This is a genomic window from Salegentibacter salarius (assembly GCF_900168265.1).
GTDB lineage: Bacteria > Bacteroidota > Bacteroidia > Flavobacteriales > Flavobacteriaceae > Salegentibacter > Salegentibacter salarius.
In genome coordinates, this window is sequence record NZ_FVZF01000018.1 from 46,622 (window position 1) to 67,279 (window position 20,658).

Consider the following 20,658-nt stretch of genomic DNA (forward strand, 5'->3'; position numbering starts at 1 on the left):
CTTATTTTGTAGCTTTTTTGGCTGGTGCTTCTAAATCTACAATTTTTTGATGTCTCAGCAAATCTTCAAAAGTTTCGCGTTCCCTAATTAAATGCGCTTTGCCGTTATACCATAAAACTTCGGCGGGGCGGTAGCGAGAATTAAAATTGCTGGCCATAGAGAAAGAATAGGCGCCGGCATTGATAAAAGCGAGGATATCACCTTCGGTAATTTCGGCGATTCTGCGGTTGTTGGCAAAGGTGTCGGTTTCGCAAATATAACCTACCACAGAATAAAATCTGAATTTCCCATCGGGATTGGAAACGTTTTTAATATCGTGGTGTGACCCGTAAAACATAGGCCTAATTAAATGATTAAAACCTGAATCTACCCCGGCAAAAACCGTGGAAGTTGTTTGTTTTATCACGTTTACTTTAGCAAGGAATTTACCGGCTTCGCTCACCAAAAATTTTCCCGGTTCAAAAACCAGGGTAAGTTCCCGGCCGTATTCTTCACAGAAATTTTCAAAACGCTCGGTTAGTTTTTCTCCTAATTCCTCTATATCGGTTTCAATATCATTTTCCCGGTAAGGCACTTTAAAACCGCTCCCGAAGTCAAGGAATTCAAGGTTTTTAAAATTTTTAGCCGAATCAAAAAGAATTTCAGAAGCACGAAGAAAAACTTCAATATCCAAAATATCGCTTCCGGTGTGCATATGGATTCCGTTAATCGTCATCCCCGTGTTTTCGACAATACGCAGCAAAAGTGGCATTTGATGAATAGAAATTCCGAATTTAGAATCTACGTGACCCACCGAAATTTTAGAATTTCCGCCGGCTAAAATATGCGGATTTATACGAATACAAACCGGCACCTCTGGATGCTTGGCTCCAAACTGCTCCAAAATAGAAAGGTTGTCTATATTAATTTGCACTCCCAATCTTACTACTTGTTCAATTTCTTCTAAAGAAACTCCGTTTGGCGTATAAATAATATCCTTTGGAGCAACCCCGGCTTCCAGTGCAAGTCTTACTTCCTGGATAGAAACGGTATCCATTCCGCTACCCAGGGAGTTTAAAAATTTTAGGATAGAAATATTAGAAAGTGCTTTTACCGCATAATGAATACGTAAATCTTTGATTTCTGAGAAAGCATTTTTTAAACGATTGTATTGGAAAGCAATTTTTTCGGCATCGTATACATATACGGGGCTTCCGAATTCCTGGGCAACAGCAAGTAGATCTTGATTGGTCATAACAGCTATAAAATTAGTTGGCAAAAGAGAGGAGAAATTTCAACTCCTACAAACGCAAGTTCCAAAAATAACGAATTCCTTTAAATTGTTAAGATTAAAAAAAACATCTTTTTGCAAGTCTTAGCTTGCGGTGGCTATGGCGCTTTCTCTTCTTTTTCTTAAAAGAATAATAGCCGTAGCGATAAAAACACCAAGCCCGGCCATAATTGCTCCTACCAGTGAGGCCGAAGTAAAACTATACCCAAAGGCAATAGGTAGGCCGGCAAAATAAGCACCGGAGGCATTCCCCATATTAAAAGCGCTTTGGTTCATAGAAGATCCTAAACTTTCTGAGCCTTTAGCAGAGTTGATCATTACCATTTGAATTGGAGTGGAAAGACAAAAAGCGATCGTGGCAATAAGGAAAGTCATTACCAAAATTGCGATTTGATTTCCGGCAACGTAGGCATTGGTGATAAGAGCGATAACCATTAAAATCATACTCATAATCACAGCATAAATTGGTGAAAATTTCTCCGCAAGTTTCGCGCCTATCAGGTTTCCTATAACCATTCCCAGTCCCGCTAAGATCATTACGTAGCTTACAATCCCTTCAGGATGGCCGGCTACTTTGGTAATTAAGGGAGCGATATAACTATACCAGGCAAAAAATCCTCCGGTACCAATGGTAGTAAGTAAGATCACCATCCAGAGTTCGCCGCGTTTCAGCACATCCAGATCTTTTCTAATTCCTGCAGAAGAAGATTTTGGTAATTCTGGCATCCAGAATTTTACACTGGCAATAGCCATTAAACCTACTACGCCCACTAACATAAACGAAACGTTCCAACTAAAGTTATGGCCTAAATAAGTGCCCAGCGGTACACCAATTACATTTGCTAAAGTTAATCCGGTGAACATCGTGGCAATGGCCTGGGCAGATTTCCCGGGTTTTGCGAGTTGCCCGGCAACCACGGCACCAATTCCGAAGAAAGCTCCGTGCGGTAAACCAGATAAGAAACGAGAAACCAATAAAAGTTCGTACGAATTAGCAAAAGCCGAAAGCGAATTAAAAACCGTAAACCAAACCATAAGCAGGAGCAGGGCTTTATGCGCCGGCCACTTCCCGCCAAAAGCAGTTAATATTGGAGCGCCAATCACTACGCCTAAAGCATAAGCAGAAATAAAATGCCCTGCCTGCGGAATACTGATGTCTAAAGCCGAAGCTACGTCTGGCAGGATTCCCATAATTACAAATTCGGTCATTCCAATTCCGAAGCCTCCAATAGCAAGGGCGATAAGTGCTTTATTCATTTTGTAGGTTAATTTTTGAGCAAAGAGCAAAATTAAATGGGATAATGCTAATAAAATATAAAATGGCCAAAAATCTATGATAAGCTTATAGTTACGAAATCGCAGTAATAGCGCACATTTTGAAAATTGGGAATCCTTAAGGAAAAGCTAAATTTTTCTGCGGAAATAGATTATAGCAGGGCTGGGGATATCCTAAAAAAGATTGGTACAATAGCTATACATTTGTTACTTTTGCTAACCGTAATTAATACTGAAGAAATAGCTGATTATGAACATACACGAATATCAAGGAAAAGAAATTTTAAGCAGTTTTGGCGTACGCATTCAGCGTGGTTTAGTTGCACATAATGCAAAAGAGGCCGTAGATGCCGCTAAAGAACTAACCGAACAAACCGGTACCGGATGGCACGTTATAAAGGCCCAGGTACACGCGGGTGGCCGTGGAAAAGGTGGTGGTGTAAAACTTGCCAAAAACTTAAAAGAGGTAGAAGAAGTTGCAGGAAACATTATTGGAATGGATCTGGTAACGCCACAAACTTCTGCTGAAGGTAAAAAAGTGCACCAGGTGTTAGTTGCTGAGGATGTTTATTATCCTGGAGATAACGAGCCAGAAGAATACTATATGTCTGTATTGCTTAACCGTGCAACCGGCCGTAATATGATTATGTATTCTACTGAAGGTGGTGTAGATATTGAAACTGTTGCCGAGGAAACTCCGCATTTAATTTTTACCGAAGAAATAGATCCTGCAACAGGACTTATGCCTTTTCAGGCTAGAAGAATAGCTTTTAATCTTAAGCTTAGCGGTACAGCTTTTAAAGAGATGACCAAGTTTGTAATGTCACTTTACACAGCTTTTGATAAATCTGATTCTTCTCTTTTTGAGATCAACCCGGTTTTAAAAACAAGTGATGATAAAATCCTTGCAGTTGATGCAAAAGTAACCCTTGATGATAATGCGCTTTTCCGTCATAAAGACTATGCTGAGATGCGTGATATTCGTGAAGAAAATCAAACTGAAGTTGAAGCTGGGGAAGTCGGGCTTAATTTTGTAAACCTAGACGGAAACGTAGGTTGTATGGTGAACGGCGCCGGACTTGCAATGGCAACAATGGACCTTATTAAGCAAGCTGGTGGTGAACCTGCAAACTTCCTTGACGTTGGTGGTACAGCTGATGCCAAGCGAGTGGAAGAAGCTTTCCGTTTGATCTTAAAAGATGATAAAGTAGAAGCCATCCTGGTAAATATCTTTGGAGGTATTGTTCGTTGTGACCGAGTGGCACAGGGAATCGTAGATGCCTATAAGAATATGGGTGATGCTGTTAATGTGCCAATAATTGTACGTTTACAGGGAACTAACGCAGATATCGCCAAGAAATTAATTGACGATAGCGGATTCAAGATCCACTCTGCGGTTCAATTCCAGGAAGCTGCAGATAAAGTACAGGAAGTACTTAAATAATCCCGAAGCTTCGGGACAGGAATTTATTTCCTTTTGAATTAAGACTGTCTAAAGTTTAATGTAGACTGTCTGAAAAGTTTTATAATTCGTCATTCTGAATTTATTTCAGAATCTAAGTTGCTAAGAATTTTAGAAGCTGAAACAAGTTCAGCTTGACGCAAGAAGGACTTTACAGATAGTTATAACATACCAAACTTTAGACAGTTTTTTTATACCCTAATTTTAAGCTGTTAATTTTTGTTAAAATAATATAAACCTGTAACGTTTAGAGATTTAACCCGGTCTTTAAAATGTATAACCTTTAAATTTTATATTATGAAGACTTTAAAATTAGTATTATTTGCATTAGCCTTTAGCGCCGGAAGCCTACTTCAAGCTGCACCAAAAGATTCGCCCGAAACCTCAGAAGTTGCTTTTAATAAGGAAATTCAGCAATTATTGAAAAACGTTGAGATTACGGTTGAAAAAGATGTAGTTGCCTACTTAATAGTTAAGTTTAATTGTAAAAACGAAATGGAAGTGCTTTACGTGGGATCAAAAAATGTGGAAGCCGGAAGAAAGATTAAAAAGTTTTTAAACAATAAAGAGATTAAAACTGTTTTGGCTCCTTCAATTAAGACCTATAAGCTGCCAATAATATTAAAAGCCTAATCATTGCTTCAATCAAAAAATGGAAAAAAACAAAAAACCCGGTTCATCACCGGGTTTTATTTTTATAAAGGATTAATACTTATTCTTCTCTATCAGGATACCAATTTAGCATTTTAACTTCTATATCCTTATTGCCTTCGTTTACCAATTTTTTAAATTTTTCCACATCAGCAAAGCCATCCTGGCCTCTAAAGTGGTAAGGAATTACCTTTTTTGGTGCAAAAGCTAAAACGCCATTAGCAGCCTCTTCAACCGTCATGGTGTAAGGAAGGTTCATGGGCACTAAAGCAGTTTCGATATTTTCCAACTCCTTCATTTCAGGTATATTTTCAGTATCACCTGCAATATAAAGTCTTTGTCCGTTTCTTTCAACAACATAGCCGTTGCCCCTTCCCTTAGGGTGAAAAGCTTCCGGATCTTCGGGTAGATTGTACATAGGAATAGCTTCAATATAGAAGTCTAGAACTTTGGTAGTAGCCCCATTTTCCAGGGTTCTAAGAACATTATTCATTTCGGCCGGTAGTTCATCTTTTACGGCTTGCGGAACAATAATATGCACGCCTTCAAGATCCATAGCTTGTAAAGTCTCAGCACTCATATGATCTCCGTGAATATCGGTGATAAGAATGAAATCTGGTTTTTCCATTCCTTCAAATGCTTCAGCTCCACCTACCGGGTCTATATAAAAGCTTACATCGCCCCAGTTAATAACGGCAGTAGCGTGTGATATCGGCTGGATTTCAATATCTACCGAATCAGATTCCAGGGTGTTTTTTCCCTCGCTGTAAGGATTTTCCTCAGCAGTGTTATTTTGATTTTCCTTTCCTTCATTTTTGCAACCGGTGAATAGAATTCCCGCTGCGAGTAATGTGAATAAATATCTCATATTTGGTTGTTTTGAAATAAAAATAAGTAACAAGCCTTAGAAAAACATAGATTTTGTGAAATTTTATGAAAGCTCAAGCCTCATCTTTATATCGCCCCGCGTGTAGGGATTATTTTCCCCAATAGGAATTTCCTTAAAACCGTACTTTTTATAAATATAAATAGCATTTTCAAGTTTTCGGTTAGAAAAAATAATAAGATGATCCCAGCCTTGGTTTTTAGCGAAATTTAGGGTGTGTTCCATTAATTTCTGGCCTATTTTCTTTCCCTGGTATTCTGGGCTCACCGCCATTTTGGTAAGTTCAAAAACACCTTCTTCTATTTTCATTAAAGCTACGCAGCCAACGATCTTTTCTTTTTCTTTTACGAAAAAAATATTCCCGCCGGTTTCAATAATATATTTTTTAGGATTCCCAAGTACTTCTTCATCGTGGGGTTCTACCCAAAAATACTTTTCTAACCAGGCCAGGTTAAGGTTCTTAAAATCTTCGGTGTAGTGTGTTTGGTAAGGGATTATTTCCATTTTTTTACTGAAATTTCTGGCTAAAATAATAAATAAAGCTTTTTCTGTAGATTGCCTTAAAGTAAACTACTTCGGATCAAGCTCACGAAGCATTATTATTGAAAATATAATTTGATTTCGAAGCAAGCCTCGGAGCATTAAATCTCGATTATCGAGTAAACAGCGAATTGCAAATTATTTTTTACTTTCACGGTTGGCTGACTAATCAAAATCAAATTTATGAAAAAGCTTTCGGTGAATTTTCTGTTTCTATGTTCCTTTATATTGTTGAATGCCTGCTCTTCAGCAGTAAAAACCGAAGAAAAATCGGTTAGTATTCTTCCTCCTGAAGAACTTTATGGCGACTTGTTTTATGAGGTGCAGGAAAATGAAAATTTGTTTGCCGATAGTAAGACTTTTGTAGATGCGGTGCCACGTACCGCTCCTAAAGAGATCAGGAAAAAATATGCTGAAGAACAACCGGAAACCAATGCTGAATTAAAAGATTTTATAAATGAGAATTTTAGAATTCCGGAAGAAGCCAGCACATATAAAACTGATTCTTCTTCGATTAACCTGCATATAAAAAAGTTATGGGAGGTGCTTAAACGCCCTGCCGATGAACAGGTTTCGGGTACTTTGATCCCTTTACCGAATCCATATATTGTTCCGGGCGGAAGGTTCCGTGAGATCTATTATTGGGATAGTTATTTTACAATGCTGGGGCTTCAGGAAGATGGAGAAATTGAAACCATTAGAAATATGGTAGATAATTTTGCCTGGCTCATTGAAACCTATGGTTTTATTCCTAACGGAAATCGGACTTATTATTTAAGTCGTTCCCAACCACCATTTTTCGCGAAAATGGTAGAACTTCTCGCTGAAATTGAGGGAGAACAAGTTTATTCAGAATATCTCTCAGCTTTGCAAAAAGAATATGATTTCTGGATGAAAGGCAGCGAAAATAAAGAATTAGAAGCTTACAAAAGAGTGGTGAAACTTCCGGGTGGCGAAATCCTTAATCGCTATTGGGATGATAAAAATACACCAAGACCCGAAAGCTATCGCGAGGATGTGGAAACCGCTGAAAAAGCAGTAACTAAAAATCCAGGCCGAACCAGGGAAGAGGTATATCGAGACTTAAGAGCCGCCGCCGAATCTGGTTGGGATTTTTCAAGCAGGTGGCTAAGTATTAATGGCAATGGGGACTTTAATCTTTACAGCATTCACACTACGCAAATAATTCCGGTAGATCTTAACAGTTTGCTTTATAAGCTGGAGCAAACACTTGCCCGTGCCTATAAATTAGAAGAAGCTGAAGAAAAGGCTGAAACCTTCCGAAGAAAGGCAGAAAATAGAAAGGCTGCTATTCAGAAATATCTTTGGGAAGAAGAAACGGGCTTTTATTTCGATTATAATTTTAAAAAGGAAAATACTACAGGAATCTATTCCCTGGCCGGAGTTTATCCGCTTTTTCTTGAAATTGCAGAAGAAGAGCAGGCAAATAAAGTTGCCGCTTCTCTGGAACGGGTTTTTCTTAGGCCTGGCGGCCTGGTAAGCACCCCGCACAATACCGGGCAGCAATGGGATGCGCCCAATGGCTGGGCACCGTTGCAATATATGAGTATAGAAGGCCTTCGAAATTATGATAAAAACCAGCTAGCTTCAGAAATCAAACAGCGGTGGTTAGATCTTAACCAAAACGTATATAAAAATACTTATAAGTTGCTAGAAAAATATAACGTTGAAGATCTAAGTAAAGAGAGTGGAGGCGGAGAATATCCCACCCAGGATGGTTTTGGCTGGACCAATGGAGTTTACCAAAAATTGTCAAAAGAAAAATAAGAAAGAAACTTTTAATTTTTCTTTCTTATTCTAATGGACCATAGCTTCTGTAACTATAGCCAGTGTTTTATTAAGTTTTAGAACTTTATTATTTATAAGGTTCTTTGATGAAATCTGTTATAAAAAACGATAATGCTTTACCAACCTGCACCGGACTTGTAGAACTTGGGGCAGCTTCACAAATATGTAAATATTTACAATTTTTTTCTTCGGAAGTAAGCTGGAGAAAGTTACGAACCATATTTAAGGCAAATCCGGAAGGGGATTGTGCGCTGCTGGGGAAATTTATGATGGCATCACAGTCCAGTTCCAAACCAAAGGCCTGTTTATTTATAAATTCCAGCTGGGAATTAAAAGCGGCCATTTTTCCCTGGTGAGTTTGTAAAATAAGGTCTTCAAAAAGATGAAATTTAATGTTGGAGACCGACTTTATTTCATCAAAAATATATTGCGGGGTATAATTCTTATGCAAACCGAAAATCGCATATTTCCCCAGGAATCCGTCACGCTGGGCAAAGCTGAATCCATTGCCGCTGTGGCGGTGTTCTAACTTTCTAAGGTCGGTGTGCGCATCAATATTTAAAATATTCAGCGGCTTCTTTGTCGCTTTAGAAGTGCCTTTTATATTGCCAAAGGCATTGTTGTGACCCCCGCCAATTATAATTGGAGTTTTTCCTGCGGCAACTATTTTTTCTACCAGGAAGCTTACTTTCTCATCGATCTTTTCTACCAGGTCACCAAGTTTTGCATAATAATTAGGATCTTCATCATCTATATTGGCTGCTTTTTGCATTTCGGTTTTGCAGTCAATTTCGCCGAGTAGTAGAATATTTTCAGCATTGGTAAATTCATTTTCCTGAATATTTAAAAAGGAATTCAAACAGGTTTCCCAAGCCTTTGAAGCACCTGGTTTCCCGTGGTTAGCTCTAATCCCAATATCTTCCGGAATTCCAAAAAGCACAAATTTAGCCTTGCTTTTTGATATTACTTCCAGGTTTTCAATAAAACTGATCATCTCCCCCAGGCGCGTTTCACCTTCTCTTTTCGAAACCAGTTTTTCTATGGTTTTATAGTTGTATAATTTTAAACCGTCCATTGTTATACCGTTTTTCCGTTTATAAAAACCGACTCAATAGAATTTGTTCCGAAGGCATAAGGCAGAAAAGTATATGAAGGAATTTCTTTTGTAAGTATAAAATTGGCTTGTTTTCCCCTGGTAATACTACCGTGGGTTTCGCTAAGTTCCATGGCATAAGCACCATTTATAGTGGCGGCGTTTATAGCTTCTTCCGGAGTCATTTTCATTTTTATACAAGCCAGTGAAACTACTAAATTCATGTTTCCGCTGGGTGTACTTCCCGGATTAAAATCTGTTGCTAAAGCCAATGGTAATCCGGCTTCCAGTATTTCCCGTGCCGGCGTATACGGAATGCTTAAAAATAGGGAGCAGGAGGGAAGCGCAACCGGCATTGTGGTTGTGTCTTTTAAACTTTCAATATCTTCCGGGCGCATCACCTCCAGGTGGTCTACGCTTAGGGCGTTATGCTCGATTCCCGCCTGGATACCGCCAATAGCATTAAATTGATTGACGTGTATTTTTGGTTTTAAACCGAATTTTTTCGCTGCGGAAAGCAATTTATGAGTATCAGCTACGCTGAAATATCCTTTTTCGCAAAAAATATCAATGTATTCTGCCAGATTTTCTTCGGCTACTTTTGGTAAGATTTTCTCAATAACCAAATCCATATAGGCATCTGGTTTTTCTTTGTATTCCTTCGGAATAGCATGCGCTCCTAGAAAAGTAGCTTTAATGGGAATATTATAATTTTGCTGAAGTTTCTTTATAACCCGAAGCATTTTTAACTCGCCTTCTTCGGTTAAACCGTAACCCGATTTAATTTCTACCGCACCGGTGCCGAGTTTCATTACTTCTTCCAGCCTTTTAGCCGATTGCTTATAAACTTCTTCTTCCGGAGTTTCCTGCAGGGTTTTAGCAGAATTCAAAATTCCGCCACCGCGATTGGCTATTTCCTCATAGGAAAGTCCGTTAATGCGGTCGGCAAATTCCAATTCCCTGTTCCCGGCATAAACAATATGTGTATGAGAATCGCACCAGCTGGGCAGGATTATTTTCCCTTCAGCATCAATAGTTTTATCGGCATTGATTTTAGGGATTGACTTCATTTCGCCATAATCGGCAATTTTATCGTCTTCAATAAGTAACCAGGCGTTTTTTATAGTGGGTAACTCCTTCATCTCAGTTCCCGATAGTTTATCTACCGTATTTTCCCTTACCTGAAGAAGTTCTTTTATGTTGGTGAATAATTGTTTCATTTCGGTTAGTTTTTGGTATTTGTTCTCTGCTGAAAACTCCAGTTAAACAAAGATAAAAACTAAGCCGTGAAAACCTGCTTTTTCAGTAGAAACAAAAAAAGCTTGCTTAAGAATATTGGTTTCGTCAAGCTGAACTTGTTTCAGCTTCTAATAGGATATCAATAATAATTTAATTAGATCCTGAAACAAGTTCAGGATGACGTATAGAAAAATATTTTTCAGTCAGCTTTTTATAAATTCTAATTCTTCAGCGATTTCATATCGATCACAAAGCGATATTTTACATCAGATTTTACAACTCGATCAAAAGCTTCGTTGATATTTTGCATATCTATCATTTCAATATCTGAAACAATATTATGTTCCCCGCAAAAATCCAGCATTTCCTGGGTTTCTTTAATACCACCAATCACCGAACCGGCAATACGTTTACGGCCGCCAATCAATCCGCCGCCGTGAACAGGATCAAGAGGTTCAATTGCACCAACCAGAACCATAGTGGCATCTCTTTTTAGTAAAGCTATATAAGGATTCATATCGTGACCAACCGGAACTGTATTAAGAAGAAAATCGAAAGAGCCGGCTTGTTTTTTCATGTCTTCTTCATTCTTCGAGATTAGCACTTCATCGGCGCCAAGTTTTTTCGCGTCTTCAGATTTTGAGGGAGAAGTAGTGATCATTACCACATGCGCTCCTATAGCGTGCGCAAATTTAACTCCCATATGGCCAAGTCCGCCAAGACCAATTACACCAACTTTATCTCCTTTTTTTACATTCCAGTGGCGTAGTGGAGAGTAGGTAGTAATTCCGGCACAAAGCAATGGGGCTGCTGCTTTCGCGTCTATATTTTCTGGAACTTTAAGTACAAATTCTTTATCTACCACAATTTGTTCAGCATAACCTCCAAAAGTATGGCCACCTAAATGCTCATCTTTACTGTTGTAAGTTAGCGTAGCGCCATTTTCGCAGAATTGCTCTAAATCTTCTTTACAGGAATCACACTCCTGGCAGGAATCTACCATACAGCCCACTCCTACAAGATCACCTTCTTTAAAGTTGCTCACATTTTTTCCAACCTGGGTTACACGGCCTATAATTTCGTGACCTGGTACAACAGGATATTTAGAATTTTTCCAGTCGTTTCTAACCTGGTGAATATCGCTGTGGCAAACACCACAGTAATCTATTTCTATCTTTACATCGTCTGCGGTAATTTCCCTGCGTTCAATATTTAAGGCTTCTAAATTGGCGTCGCTGGCTTGCGCACCATATGCTTTTACTTTACTCATATCAATTTGTTTTTCTTAAAGGTAAAGAATTAGGAGAGCAATTTTTAATACAAATATTGCTTTAGCTTTATTTAACTATTGTTTCAAAAAATAATTTCCGGCATATAGGAAACAGCCTGAAAACGCAGGACATTTAGAATATTTCTTTTTACATTAGGGCGAATTTTGAAAGCACTAGAAATGACAAAAAAACATCCCGGAATAAATACCATTTGCACCCATAGCGGAGAACTGGAAGACAAACAATTTAAAGGCGCTGTTTCGCCATTGTATATGGCTACTTCTTATGCTTTTGAAGATGTAGAGGTAAAGCGTTATCCACGTTATTTCAACACTCCAAATCAAGTCGCTTTAGCGCAAAAAATGGCAGCCCTGGAACACGGGGAAGCTGCTTTGATCTTTGGAAGCGGAATGGCAGCGGTAAGCACTTCGCTTATGGCTTTTGCCCAAAAAGGAGACCACGTGGTTTTTCAAAACACCCTTTACGGCGGAACCAGTAATTTGATTACCGAGGAATTTGAGAAATTCGGACTGGAATATTCATTTACTAAAGATTCGAAACCTGAATCTTTTGAAGCCGAAATCAAAGAAAATACAAAGGTTATCTATATAGAAACACCTTCAAACCCACTGCTTACCGTAACCGATATTAAAGCGATTGCTGAAATTGCTAAAAAGGATAAGCTGGTAAGTATGATAGACAATACGTTTGCTTCCCCGGTGAACCAGAACCCTATAGATTTTGGAATTGATATTGTATTGCATTCCGCCACAAAATATATGGGTGGACATAGCGATATTCTTGCGGGAACCGCTATAGCTTCTGAAGAGCACATAGATAAAATCTTTCAGCTGGCTAAGAATTTTGGCGGTAACTTAAGCGATTTTACGGTTTGGATGCTGGAACGCAGCTTAAAAACCATGGGTTTAAGGGTAAGAGCGCAAAATGAAAATGCGTTGGAATTAGCTCGTTTTCTGGAAAAACATGAAGATATTTCGAGGGTTTTTTATCCAGGACTTGAGTCTCACCCAGATCACGAATTGGCCAAATCTCAAATGAAAGGTTTTGGAGGCATGATGTCTTTTGAACTGCGTGAAGGATTAGATTTTGACCTTTTTCAGAAAAAATTAAAATTAATAAAATCTTCTATGAGCCTGGCAGGTGTAGAATCAACCATACTTTCTCCCTCAAAAACCTCGCACGGTTTGCTTTCTCCTGAAGAAAGGGAAGCCCAGGGAATTAAAGACGGTTTAATGCGATTTTCCGTGGGGATAGAGGAGAAGAAAGATTTAATGGAAGACCTGGAACAGGCATTAAAAGAAATTAGAGGCTAGGAAATACGAGGTGTGAAGTTTGAAGTACTAACTTAAAATTAGATTTCCGTCCCGATTTTTTATCGGGACGGAAATGACAAAGTAAATATTATGAAACTAGATATATTGGCTATAGGCTCGCATCCCGATGATGTTGAACTAAGTTGCTCGGGCACTATAGCAAAAGAAGTAGACAGAGGAAAAAAAGTAGGGATTTTAGATCTTACACGGGGAGAATTAGGAACCCGTGGCACGGCAGAAACCAGGGATAAAGAGGCAAAAAATGCAGCTGAGATCTTGGGAGTTTCTGTAAGAGAAAATCTGGAATTTAGTGACGCTTTTTTTATAAATAACACCGCGCATCAGCTTGAAATTATAAAGATATTGCGAAAATATCGACCTGAAATTGTCTTGTGCAACGCAGTAGACGATAGACATATAGACCACGGAAAAGGAGCAAAACTCACTAGTGACGCTTGCTTTTTAAGCGGACTTCGGAAGATTGAAACTATTTACGAAGGAGAGAGCCAGCAAGCCTGGCGCCCAAAGCACGTTTATCATTATATTCAGTGGAAAAATTTGAAACCCGATGTAGTGGTAGATATTTCGGGATATATCGATAAAAAAATGGAGTCGGTAAAAGCTTATAAAAGTCAGTTTTTTGATGAAAGCAGTAAAGAGCCGCAAACCCCAATTTCAAGCAGTAATTTCCTGGAAAGTATCACCTATAGAGCACTAGACCTGGGAAGATTAATCAATACCGAGCACGCCGAAGGCTATACGGTGGAACGTTATCCCGCAGTAGATTCGATCTTTGATTTAATTTAGGTTGATTTTTAGCATTTGCTAATTATTTAATTTGAAGCTTTTTAGCCGCATAGACTTGAAATAGGCTTAAATTTCAATTTAATATTGAAATTTTTTCTTTGGGAAATTGCTAAAATAAACTACATTTGCAACCGCAATTAAAATGGTGGTTGTAGCTCAGCTGGTTAGAGCGCCGGATTGTGGTTCCGGAGGTCGCCGGTTCGAAACCGGTCTTCCACCCTTTATTCAAGCCTTCAGTTTTCTGAAGGCTTTTTTTATGGGATAATTTTATTAGTACGCCTCTGTCTGAGGAAAATGATTAAAGAATCCAAGTCATGCTGTCCCGAAGCTTCGGGATTGTTTCAGCATCTAGTAGATTTTGAACTCGCCTACATCATAGATTCTAAAATGAATTCAGAATGATTCCAGATATTTATTTTCCTGCTTTAGTTTCTAAAATCCTAAAAGCAATCCTTATTTTTACCAAAATCAAAAATTTCTACGAATGAACTCCAGAGAAGCGCAGCTAAAGGCATTTGATCGTTTATTAACTATTATGGATGAGCTTAGAGAGCAATGTCCCTGGGATAGAAAGCAAACGATGGAATCGCTGCGGCATCTTACCATTGAAGAAACTTACGAGCTTGGAGATGCAATTTTAGACAAGGATCTGGAGGAAGTGAGAAAAGAGTTAGGAGACCTTTTGCTTCACCTGGTTTTTTATGCTAAAATAGGTAGTGAAACCAATGATTTTGATATTGCTGATGTTGCCAATGGAATTTGCGATAAATTAATAGATCGCCATCCTCATATTTACGGAGATGTTGAGGTTGCCGATGAGGAAGAAGTAAAAAGAAATTGGGAAAATCTAAAATTAAAAGAGGGCAAGAAAAGCGTATTAGAAGGTGTGCCACGTTCTCTGCCGGCTGTTGTGAAGGCAAGTAGAATTCAGGAGAAAGTAGCGGGTGTTGGTTTTGACTGGGAAAAACCGGAACAGGTTTTTGAGAAACTACAGGAAGAACTGGGTGAATTGCAGCATGAAATAGAGACAGAGAATAAAGATAAAATGGAAGCCGAATTTGGCGATGTGATGTTCTCTATGATTAATTATGCACGCTTCCTGGGTATAAACCCTGAAAATGCTTTAGAGCGCACCAACAAGAAATTTATAACTCGTTTCCAGTATCTGGAAGCTAAAGCAGCTGAGAAAAATAAAGCTTTAAAAGATATGACTTTGGCCGAAATGGATGTCTTTTGGAATGAAGCTAAGTTGTTGTAGAGTTATTTACTCGATAATCGAGATTAAATGTTCCGAGGCTTGCCTCGAAATCAAATTATATTTTCGAATAATAATGCTTCGTGAGCTTGCTCCAAAGTTATTTGCTAAAAACAATCGCGTTCGGATGAATTTCCAAAGCTGAGAAATCCAGGTTGTCTTTTATCCATTGCAGGCTTTTCGCCGTGTAAAAAAAGATATGGGTGACGTCATTTTTATAGTACCAGTTATCAAAATCAATTTTTTCTGAATAGAGGGAGGTTTTGCAGTAGAGCTTTCCGCCAGGCTTTAAAAGGGAAGCTAATTCACTAAACTCCTTATTTGGAGCAGAGAAATGTTCCATTACTTCGCAGCAAATTATAAAATCGTATTTGGTTTTTAATACCTCTTTATTGGGATAAAAGTAAAGATCATAAAGCGAGATAGTATATCCTTTTTTTTCTAATTGTGAAGTTGTTACGGGTCCATTACCACAACCATAATCCAAACCGCTTTGTTCAGTAGAAAAATCTTTTAAGATTCGTGAAGTTATTGGCTTTACGAAATCCTGGTACCTTAGATCTTCTACATCATTATTATGGGTAAGATAACGAGCTTCCTCCGCTTTTTCTGAAATATAAAATCGGGGTAAAAGTTGAATGCCCCCGCAATTGGTGCATTCAACAAATTCCCTGTTTTTACTCTTCCAAAATTTCTTTGTATCGCCTTCGCATAGGATGCATTTCATAGCCGCTTTGTTTAGTAAAGCGACTTGATTTTACGCAATTTTTCTTTCCAAACTTCAAGCTGCTCTTTTTGGTTAGCGATATTTTTGTGTACGTCCTGTACTAAAGGATTATCTTCATCTACATTAGAGAAGAATTGCAGGTTATTTTCCAACTGCCTAATTTCAGCTCTAGTTTCTTCTATTTTCTTGGTTAAGAAATAATGCTCGTTGCGAAGTTTTTTATCGTCGTCAGCATCATTTAAAGCCTGTACTTTATTTTCGTATTTAAGCATTTCAGCTTTGGTGTGATCTACATCCAGCTTATTAAAAAGCTGATCCAGGGCTTTGTTGAATTTCCCTTCAATAAAACGCTTATTATAAGGTACACGGCCTAAATTTTTCCAGTCTTCAATAAACTGTTTTATTTTAGGTAGATCTTGTTTTTTATCGCCGCTAAGCTCAACAGCCTTCACCTGTTCCAGCAACTCTTTTTTCTTGTCAAAAGCTTCGAACTCTTCTTTGTTCTCGTCTTTACGTGTTTCGTGCAGACGCTCAAAGTAGTGATTACAGGCTGCTTTAAATTGCTTCCAAACCTTGTCACTATCTTTTCTTGGTACGTGGCCAACTTTCTTCCAGTCTGCCTGGATCTTCTTCATTAAAGGCGTTACCGTTTTAAAGTCATCGCTATCCTTATTGTCTTCAGCAATTTTGATAAGCTCTTTTTTCTTTTCGAGGTTATCGTATTGTTGCTTTTTTAGATTTTTATAGAACGCGTTTTTATTCCGGTTAAATCGGCGAACGGTTTGTTTGAAATCTGTCCAGGTTTCTTCATTTTTACTACGCGGAACTTTCCCGGCATTAAAGAATGCTTCCCTTAGCGCTTCAATTTCTTTAATCTTCTGCTGCCATTTGTTGTGGCTTTTATAATCTTCGTCTGCAATTACTCTTATCTTCTCAATAATAACCTGCTTGGCTTTCCAGTTCTCTTCGTAGCGTTCATCTAGCGTATTGAAATACTCCTGGCGTTTATCGTGAATTTGTTTGGTGGCGCTGCTAAAACGATCCCAAATATCTTCACGAAACTCTTTGGCAACAGGACCAAGCTCTTCTTTCCACATTTTGTGAAGCATTTGTAACTCCCTAAACGCACGGTTTACATCGGTTTCCTGGGCTAATTCTTCAGCACGATCAATCACTTTTAATTTTTGATCAAGATTATGTTTAAAATCCAGATCCCGGAACTCACGATTTAAATGTAGAAAATCATAGAAATTCTCTACGTGATGGTGATAGGTGTTCCAAACGTCGTTATATTTTTCTCGCGGAATTGGTCCCGCAACGCGCCAGCGATCCTGAAGTTCCTTAAAATGCTTGTAAGTGGTGTTTATATTCTCTTCAACATCAATAAGACCTTTTAATTCTTCAATTATTTCCAGGCGCTTGTCCAGGTTTTTATTAAGGTCTTGTTTAAGTTGTTTGTAGTAATTATTGCGTTTTTCCCGATAATCGAAATAAAGGGAGTTAAAACGTTTTTTAAGCGGAGTAGAGTAGTGGAAGTCTATAATATTCCCGCCATCGGCAAGGAATTCCTCTTTTTTCTCCTCTTCCTCTTCATTGAATTTGGCATTGAATTCAGCACGAATTTCAATTACGTGCTCTTTAATAGCCTGTACTTTTTCCTTTTTAAGCAAAGCTTCAAACTCATCTACGAGCTGCTCTTTGCTCATCGCGTGATAATCTTTTTTCGGAATATCGTGGCGCTCAGCTTTAGTCTCATCTTCACTGTCTTCAGCAACTGAATCGTCTATATGCTCCTGGTGATGTTTTGAAGTGCGTCCTTCTTCCTCAGAAGTTTCATCCTCATCCTCATCATCAGATGTATCTTCAGCTTTAGCTCCTGTTTCTGCCTGAACCTTTTCTTCTTCCGGACGGGTTTTTTTTCTGCTTTCTTCAAGAATAGCATCGTTCTCGTCGTCTTCTTCGCTGCTCGCTTTATTTTCTTCTGAAGTGTTCTTCTTATCACCGGCTTCAGCGATCATGGCATCTTCCAGCTTATCATCTTCAGTTTTAATTTCAGAAGCAGTTTCTGCAGGTTCTATAACCGTTTCTTTCTCTGTTGAAGTTTCTTCGGTTTCAGACTTTTCAGAAAATGATTTTTCTTCTACATTTTCATCACGGTTTTCCTCGGTAAGCTTCTTTTCGTTCTGAGCTTTTTCAGAATTATTAGTTGCTTCGTTAGAAAACTCTTCTTTGCTTTTATCATTTTCTTGCTGAGACATATCTTTCAATGTTAAGGTTCTTAATTAGCCTGAAAGATAGTAACTCCACTAAAATTGGGCAAACAATTCCCTTTTTTTGTAGAATTTAAAAGAAAAATTAGCGCTATTTATTCCAAATGTTCCAGGCGCTTTCTGCCTGTAATTCCAGCATTTTTAAACCGTTTTTAATCGTGGCACCCTGTTTTTTTGCCAATGCCAATAATTGGGTGACTTCCGGGTTGTAAATAAGGTCGTAAACCAGGTGATTTTTGGTTAGGTATTCTACTGGGAATTTCGGGTATTCTTCTACGTCTGGGAAGGTGCCTACCGGTGTGGTGTTGATAATAATGTTGTGGTCTTTTATAGTTTCTTCGGAAAGATCATCATATCCCAATTTACCTTTTCCTGAAGATCTTGAGACAAACTTATACTCAATATCCAGTTTTTTAAAGGCGTATGCTATAGCTTTTGAAGCTCCACCCGTTCCCAAAATAAGCGCTTTATTATGATGAGATTTAAGCAGGGGTTTTATGGATTCCGAAAAACCTATATAATCTGTATTATAGCCAATAAGCCGGTTACCATTTACCTTAATAGTGTTTACCGCGCCAATTTCTTTAGCTTCAGGAGCTAAATCGTCTAAAAAGGTAATGATCTCCTGCTTATAAGGAATGGTGACATTTAAACCTTGCAGGTCTGGCATTTCTTTAATCACGTCCCGAAATTGATTTATGTTTTCCAGGTCGAAATTATAATATTTAGCGTCAATATTTTCTTTCTTGAATTTTTTGGTAAAATAAGTTCGGGAAAATGAGTAACTGATGTTTTTTCCAATTAAGCCAAAAGTTTTCATCGCGTTGCGGGTTTTTGGTTTTTCTTTTCGTACCAGGCGAGTCCAAGTACAATGAGTATACCTACAAAGATAAAGAAAATTGCCAGCCAGGTTTCAGCAGAAGAAAAAGTTGGGAAATAACGGTCGTAATAATCTATTATACCATTGCCCTGGCTATCCAGAATTATTTCTCCGCTCTGGTTTAGTTTAAAGATCTTTTCTTTCCAGGGCCATACCACACCTAACGAGCCGGTAATAAAACCAATAATCGCGGCAAAAGTATCTTTTTTATAATGTTTTAAAACATAGCCCAGAAAATGGGAAAGCGTAACTAGACCCGCCAGAGAACCTGCGCCAAACACCAGGATGACCTCTAATAATCTAATTCTATCTGGATCATTTATAAAACTAAAATCCAGCACTACTAAATCTGCCAGCGTATCGTAAAGTGCATTTACTGAATCTACGAGTAGCAATACATAATTTCCAAATAAGATAAGTATGAAGGAGCCTGAGAGTCCGGGTAATGTCATTCCAGATACACCTACCATTCCGCAAAAAAATACGAACCAAAGATTGTCATTTTCTTTTGCCGGCTCCAGGAAGCTAATGGCCACCCCGGCAATTATTCCGAGGAAAACAAAAACCAGGGAGCGTTTACTCCATTCGTCAAAATCTTTACTGATATAATATATAGAACCTATAATCATTCCGAAGAAAGAGGCCCAGACATAGAGTTCGTAGTGGAGTATCAAATAATCGAGTAACTTGGAAACACTAAAATAGCTAATTAACATCCCCAGGATAAGCAAACTCAGGAACTTCCCGTTGGTATAATGAAACAGACTTCTAAACCGCCCATTTATGAGCAACATAAAAGCCTTGTAATTTATTTTCTGGAGCGAGTAGATAAACTCTTCATAAAAACCGGCAACGAACGCCACAACACCACCAGACACACCGGGAACTTTATTAGCTGCTCCCATAGCTAAACCTTTAAGTACTAAAAGCACTTTGTCTGTAAAGGTTCTAGTTTGTTGCATTGGCGTTTTCTGAGCTTTTTGAGGCGAAAATTTCCAGGCCTAGAATTAAGAAAAATCCTGCCAGCATTAAAATGATAGCATATAGCGTTTGTGGTTGTCCATCAAAATTCCAGGGTAAAACCGAGGCTTCTTGAAGTACTACTTCCTTATCGCCATACATTTCTGTTTGCAATACGTGTTTCCAGGGCCAGATCTTATTCAGCGATCCTGCTATAAAACCGGTTAATACGGCCAGGGTTAGACTGCTGTAATGCACAAATAGCCATTTTAATATTTTAGAAAAGCTAAGTAAGCCAATTATGGCTCCAATGCCAAATACTCCCAATGTTTGAAAGTCGAAATCGTGAGCGGCTTCTGTAATCCTTTTATAAGCTCCAAGCAGTACTAAGATAAAAGCCCCTGAAATCCCGGGTAATATCATAGCGCAAATAGCAATAGCTCCAGAAAAGAAAATATATAAATAGCTGTCATTTGCTGCCATAGGCGGCAGGGAAACGATGTAGAAAGCTACAGCTGCTCCTATTAACAGGGCGAGAAAGATCTTCACATTCCACCTGGGGATTTGTTTTCCTACATACCAAATACTGGCCAATACAAGGCCAAAGAAAAAGGACCAGATTAAAATTGGATGATTTTCCAGTAAATAATTTGCAATTCGCATCAGTGAGAACACACTGATGAGGATACCGGTGAAAAGGGCTAATATAAACGGCCCGTTTAGCTGCTGCCACATGGCTTTAAAACCTTTTTCTTTCCAGGTAGTAATTAATGAAAAGTTCACACCACTAATGGTAGAGATCAGTTCTTCATAAATACCTGTAATAAAAGCAATAGTGCCTCCTGAAACTCCAGGAACAACATCTGCCGCGCCCATCGCCATACCTTTTAAGGTTACTGAAAGATGGTCTTTAAAGCTTTTTTGCATGT

Annotated in this window: 18 protein-coding genes and 1 tRNA gene; 7 read left to right on the forward strand and 12 right to left on the reverse strand. The window is 38.5% G+C overall.

Annotated features, from left to right (window positions below; genetic code table 11):
* Position 1 precedes the first annotated feature (1 nt).
* Both lysA and B5440_RS10730 read right to left on the reverse strand, forming a co-directional pair.
* Complete coding sequence (gene lysA / locus B5440_RS10725) at positions 2–1,234, reverse strand: diaminopimelate decarboxylase (RefSeq protein ID WP_070053596.1); 1,233 nt, start codon at positions 1,232–1,234, stop codon at positions 2–4.
* Between the two features lie 120 nt (positions 1,235–1,354).
* Entirely contained in the window at positions 1,355–2,527 is a 1,173-nt protein-coding gene (locus B5440_RS10730) for an MFS transporter (protein ID WP_070053595.1), read from the reverse strand.
* A 268-nt stretch (positions 2,528–2,795) separates the two neighbouring features.
* Here B5440_RS10730 and sucC point away from each other — a divergent pair, with 268 nt between their 5' ends.
* Positions 2,796–3,989: an ADP-forming succinate--CoA ligase subunit beta gene (gene sucC / locus B5440_RS10735; RefSeq protein WP_070053594.1), complete on the forward strand. Its 1,194-nt coding sequence runs from the start codon at positions 2,796–2,798 to the stop codon at positions 3,987–3,989.
* 315 nt (positions 3,990–4,304) lie between these two features.
* On the forward strand, positions 4,305–4,640 hold the full coding sequence (locus B5440_RS10740; protein WP_070053593.1) for a hypothetical protein: 336 nt from the start codon (positions 4,305–4,307) through the stop codon (positions 4,638–4,640).
* A gap of 79 nt (positions 4,641–4,719) precedes the next feature.
* On the opposite strand, the gene B5440_RS10745 is transcribed toward B5440_RS10740, so the two are convergent.
* Both B5440_RS10745 and B5440_RS10750 read right to left on the reverse strand, forming a co-directional pair.
* Entirely contained in the window at positions 4,720–5,526 is an 807-nt protein-coding gene (locus B5440_RS10745; protein WP_070053592.1) for an MBL fold metallo-hydrolase, read from the reverse strand.
* 63 nt (positions 5,527–5,589) lie between these two features.
* On the reverse strand, positions 5,590–6,048 hold the full coding sequence (locus B5440_RS10750) for a GNAT family N-acetyltransferase (RefSeq protein ID WP_070053591.1): 459 nt from the start codon (positions 6,046–6,048) through the stop codon (positions 5,590–5,592).
* A gap of 219 nt (positions 6,049–6,267) precedes the next feature.
* Here B5440_RS10750 and treF point away from each other — a divergent pair, with 219 nt between their 5' ends.
* Complete coding sequence (treF, locus tag B5440_RS10755) at positions 6,268–7,872, forward strand: alpha,alpha-trehalase TreF (RefSeq protein ID WP_079711123.1); 1,605 nt, start codon at positions 6,268–6,270, stop codon at positions 7,870–7,872.
* Positions 7,873–7,960: 88 nt separating this feature from the next.
* On the opposite strand, the gene B5440_RS10760 is transcribed toward treF, so the two are convergent.
* From B5440_RS10760 to B5440_RS10770, 3 genes are all read right to left on the reverse strand, one after another.
* On the reverse strand, positions 7,961–8,968 hold the full coding sequence (locus B5440_RS10760) for a formimidoylglutamase (protein ID WP_070053589.1): 1,008 nt from the start codon (positions 8,966–8,968) through the stop codon (positions 7,961–7,963).
* A 2-nt stretch (positions 8,969–8,970) separates the two neighbouring features.
* The gene (gene hutI / locus B5440_RS10765; RefSeq protein WP_070053588.1) at positions 8,971–10,206 is read right to left on the reverse strand and encodes an imidazolonepropionase; all 1,236 of its coding nucleotides are present in this window, start codon (positions 10,204–10,206) and stop codon (positions 8,971–8,973) included.
* Between the two features lie 239 nt (positions 10,207–10,445).
* Positions 10,446–11,495 carry an NAD(P)-dependent alcohol dehydrogenase gene (locus B5440_RS10770; RefSeq protein ID WP_070053587.1) on the reverse strand — a complete coding sequence of 350 codons (1,050 nt, stop codon included), beginning with the start codon at positions 11,493–11,495 and terminating at the stop codon, positions 10,446–10,448.
* 180 nt (positions 11,496–11,675) lie between these two features.
* Here B5440_RS10770 and B5440_RS10775 point away from each other — a divergent pair, with 180 nt between their 5' ends.
* The 4 genes from B5440_RS10775 to mazG all read left to right on the forward strand — a co-directional run bounded on the left by B5440_RS10775 (position 11,676) and on the right by mazG (position 14,895).
* The gene (locus B5440_RS10775; RefSeq protein WP_070053586.1) at positions 11,676–12,830 is read left to right on the forward strand and encodes a trans-sulfuration enzyme family protein; all 1,155 of its coding nucleotides are present in this window, start codon (positions 11,676–11,678) and stop codon (positions 12,828–12,830) included.
* Between the two features lie 90 nt (positions 12,831–12,920).
* Positions 12,921–13,637, forward strand: coding sequence for a bacillithiol biosynthesis deacetylase BshB1 (bshB1, locus tag B5440_RS10780; RefSeq protein ID WP_070053585.1), 717 nt, complete (start codon positions 12,921–12,923; stop codon positions 13,635–13,637).
* Between the two features lie 144 nt (positions 13,638–13,781).
* Positions 13,782–13,857 (forward strand) — tRNA-His (locus tag B5440_RS10785).
* 264 nt (positions 13,858–14,121) lie between these two features.
* Positions 14,122–14,895: a nucleoside triphosphate pyrophosphohydrolase gene (mazG, locus tag B5440_RS10790; RefSeq protein WP_070053584.1), complete on the forward strand. Its 774-nt coding sequence runs from the start codon at positions 14,122–14,124 to the stop codon at positions 14,893–14,895.
* Between the two features lie 97 nt (positions 14,896–14,992).
* Here mazG and B5440_RS10795 read toward each other — a convergent pair whose 3' ends face one another.
* From B5440_RS10795 to B5440_RS10815, 5 genes are all read right to left on the reverse strand, one after another.
* Positions 14,993–15,619, reverse strand: coding sequence for a class I SAM-dependent methyltransferase (locus B5440_RS10795; protein WP_070053583.1), 627 nt, complete (start codon positions 15,617–15,619; stop codon positions 14,993–14,995).
* 11 nt (positions 15,620–15,630) lie between these two features.
* Positions 15,631–17,877, reverse strand: a complete 2,247-nt coding sequence (locus B5440_RS10800; RefSeq protein ID WP_070053582.1) for a DUF349 domain-containing protein — start codon at positions 17,875–17,877, stop codon at positions 15,631–15,633.
* A gap of 103 nt (positions 17,878–17,980) precedes the next feature.
* Positions 17,981–18,709 carry a shikimate dehydrogenase family protein gene (locus B5440_RS10805; protein ID WP_070053581.1) on the reverse strand — a complete coding sequence of 243 codons (729 nt, stop codon included), beginning with the start codon at positions 18,707–18,709 and terminating at the stop codon, positions 17,981–17,983.
* Complete coding sequence (locus B5440_RS10810; protein ID WP_070053579.1) at positions 18,706–19,731, reverse strand: DUF368 domain-containing protein; 1,026 nt, start codon at positions 19,729–19,731, stop codon at positions 18,706–18,708. The genes B5440_RS10805 and B5440_RS10810 overlap by 4 nt, the downstream gene beginning before the upstream one ends.
* Positions 19,718–20,656, reverse strand: a complete 939-nt coding sequence (locus tag B5440_RS10815) for a polyprenyl-phosphate transporter (protein ID WP_070053578.1) — start codon at positions 20,654–20,656, stop codon at positions 19,718–19,720. The genes B5440_RS10810 and B5440_RS10815 overlap by 14 nt, the downstream gene beginning before the upstream one ends.
* Positions 20,657–20,658 lie beyond the last annotated feature (2 nt).

Excerpts from the sequence above, each read along its gene's own strand:
- lysA (WP_070053596.1), bottom strand. The coding sequence starts at position 1,234 with ATGACCAATCAAGATCTACTTGCTGTTGCCCAGGAATTCGGAAGCCCC.
- B5440_RS10730 (WP_070053595.1), bottom strand. The coding sequence starts at position 2,527 with ATGAATAAAGCACTTATCGCCCTTGCTATTGGAGGCTTCGGAATTGGA.
- sucC (WP_070053594.1), top strand. The coding sequence starts at position 2,796 with ATGAACATACACGAATATCAAGGAAAAGAAATTTTAAGCAGTTTTGGC.
- B5440_RS10740 (WP_070053593.1), top strand. The coding sequence starts at position 4,305 with ATGAAGACTTTAAAATTAGTATTATTTGCATTAGCCTTTAGCGCCGGA.
- B5440_RS10745 (WP_070053592.1), bottom strand. The coding sequence starts at position 5,526 with ATGAGATATTTATTCACATTACTCGCAGCGGGAATTCTATTCACCGGT.
- B5440_RS10750 (WP_070053591.1), bottom strand. The coding sequence starts at position 6,048 with ATGGAAATAATCCCTTACCAAACACACTACACCGAAGATTTTAAGAAC.
- treF (WP_079711123.1), top strand. The coding sequence starts at position 6,268 with ATGAAAAAGCTTTCGGTGAATTTTCTGTTTCTATGTTCCTTTATATTG.
- B5440_RS10760 (WP_070053589.1), bottom strand. The coding sequence starts at position 8,968 with ATGGACGGTTTAAAATTATACAACTATAAAACCATAGAAAAACTGGTT.
- hutI (WP_070053588.1), bottom strand. The coding sequence starts at position 10,206 with ATGAAACAATTATTCACCAACATAAAAGAACTTCTTCAGGTAAGGGAA.
- B5440_RS10770 (WP_070053587.1), bottom strand. The coding sequence starts at position 11,495 with ATGAGTAAAGTAAAAGCATATGGTGCGCAAGCCAGCGACGCCAATTTA.
- B5440_RS10775 (WP_070053586.1), top strand. The coding sequence starts at position 11,676 with ATGACAAAAAAACATCCCGGAATAAATACCATTTGCACCCATAGCGGA.
- bshB1 (WP_070053585.1), top strand. The coding sequence starts at position 12,921 with ATGAAACTAGATATATTGGCTATAGGCTCGCATCCCGATGATGTTGAA.
- mazG (WP_070053584.1), top strand. The coding sequence starts at position 14,122 with ATGAACTCCAGAGAAGCGCAGCTAAAGGCATTTGATCGTTTATTAACT.
- B5440_RS10795 (WP_070053583.1), bottom strand. The coding sequence starts at position 15,619 with ATGAAATGCATCCTATGCGAAGGCGATACAAAGAAATTTTGGAAGAGT.
- B5440_RS10800 (WP_070053582.1), bottom strand. The coding sequence starts at position 17,877 with ATGTCTCAGCAAGAAAATGATAAAAGCAAAGAAGAGTTTTCTAACGAA.
- B5440_RS10805 (WP_070053581.1), bottom strand. The coding sequence starts at position 18,709 with ATGAAAACTTTTGGCTTAATTGGAAAAAACATCAGTTACTCATTTTCC.
- B5440_RS10810 (WP_070053579.1), bottom strand. The coding sequence starts at position 19,731 with ATGCAACAAACTAGAACCTTTACAGACAAAGTGCTTTTAGTACTTAAA.
- B5440_RS10815 (WP_070053578.1), bottom strand. The coding sequence starts at position 20,656 with ATGCAAAAAAGCTTTAAAGACCATCTTTCAGTAACCTTAAAAGGTATG.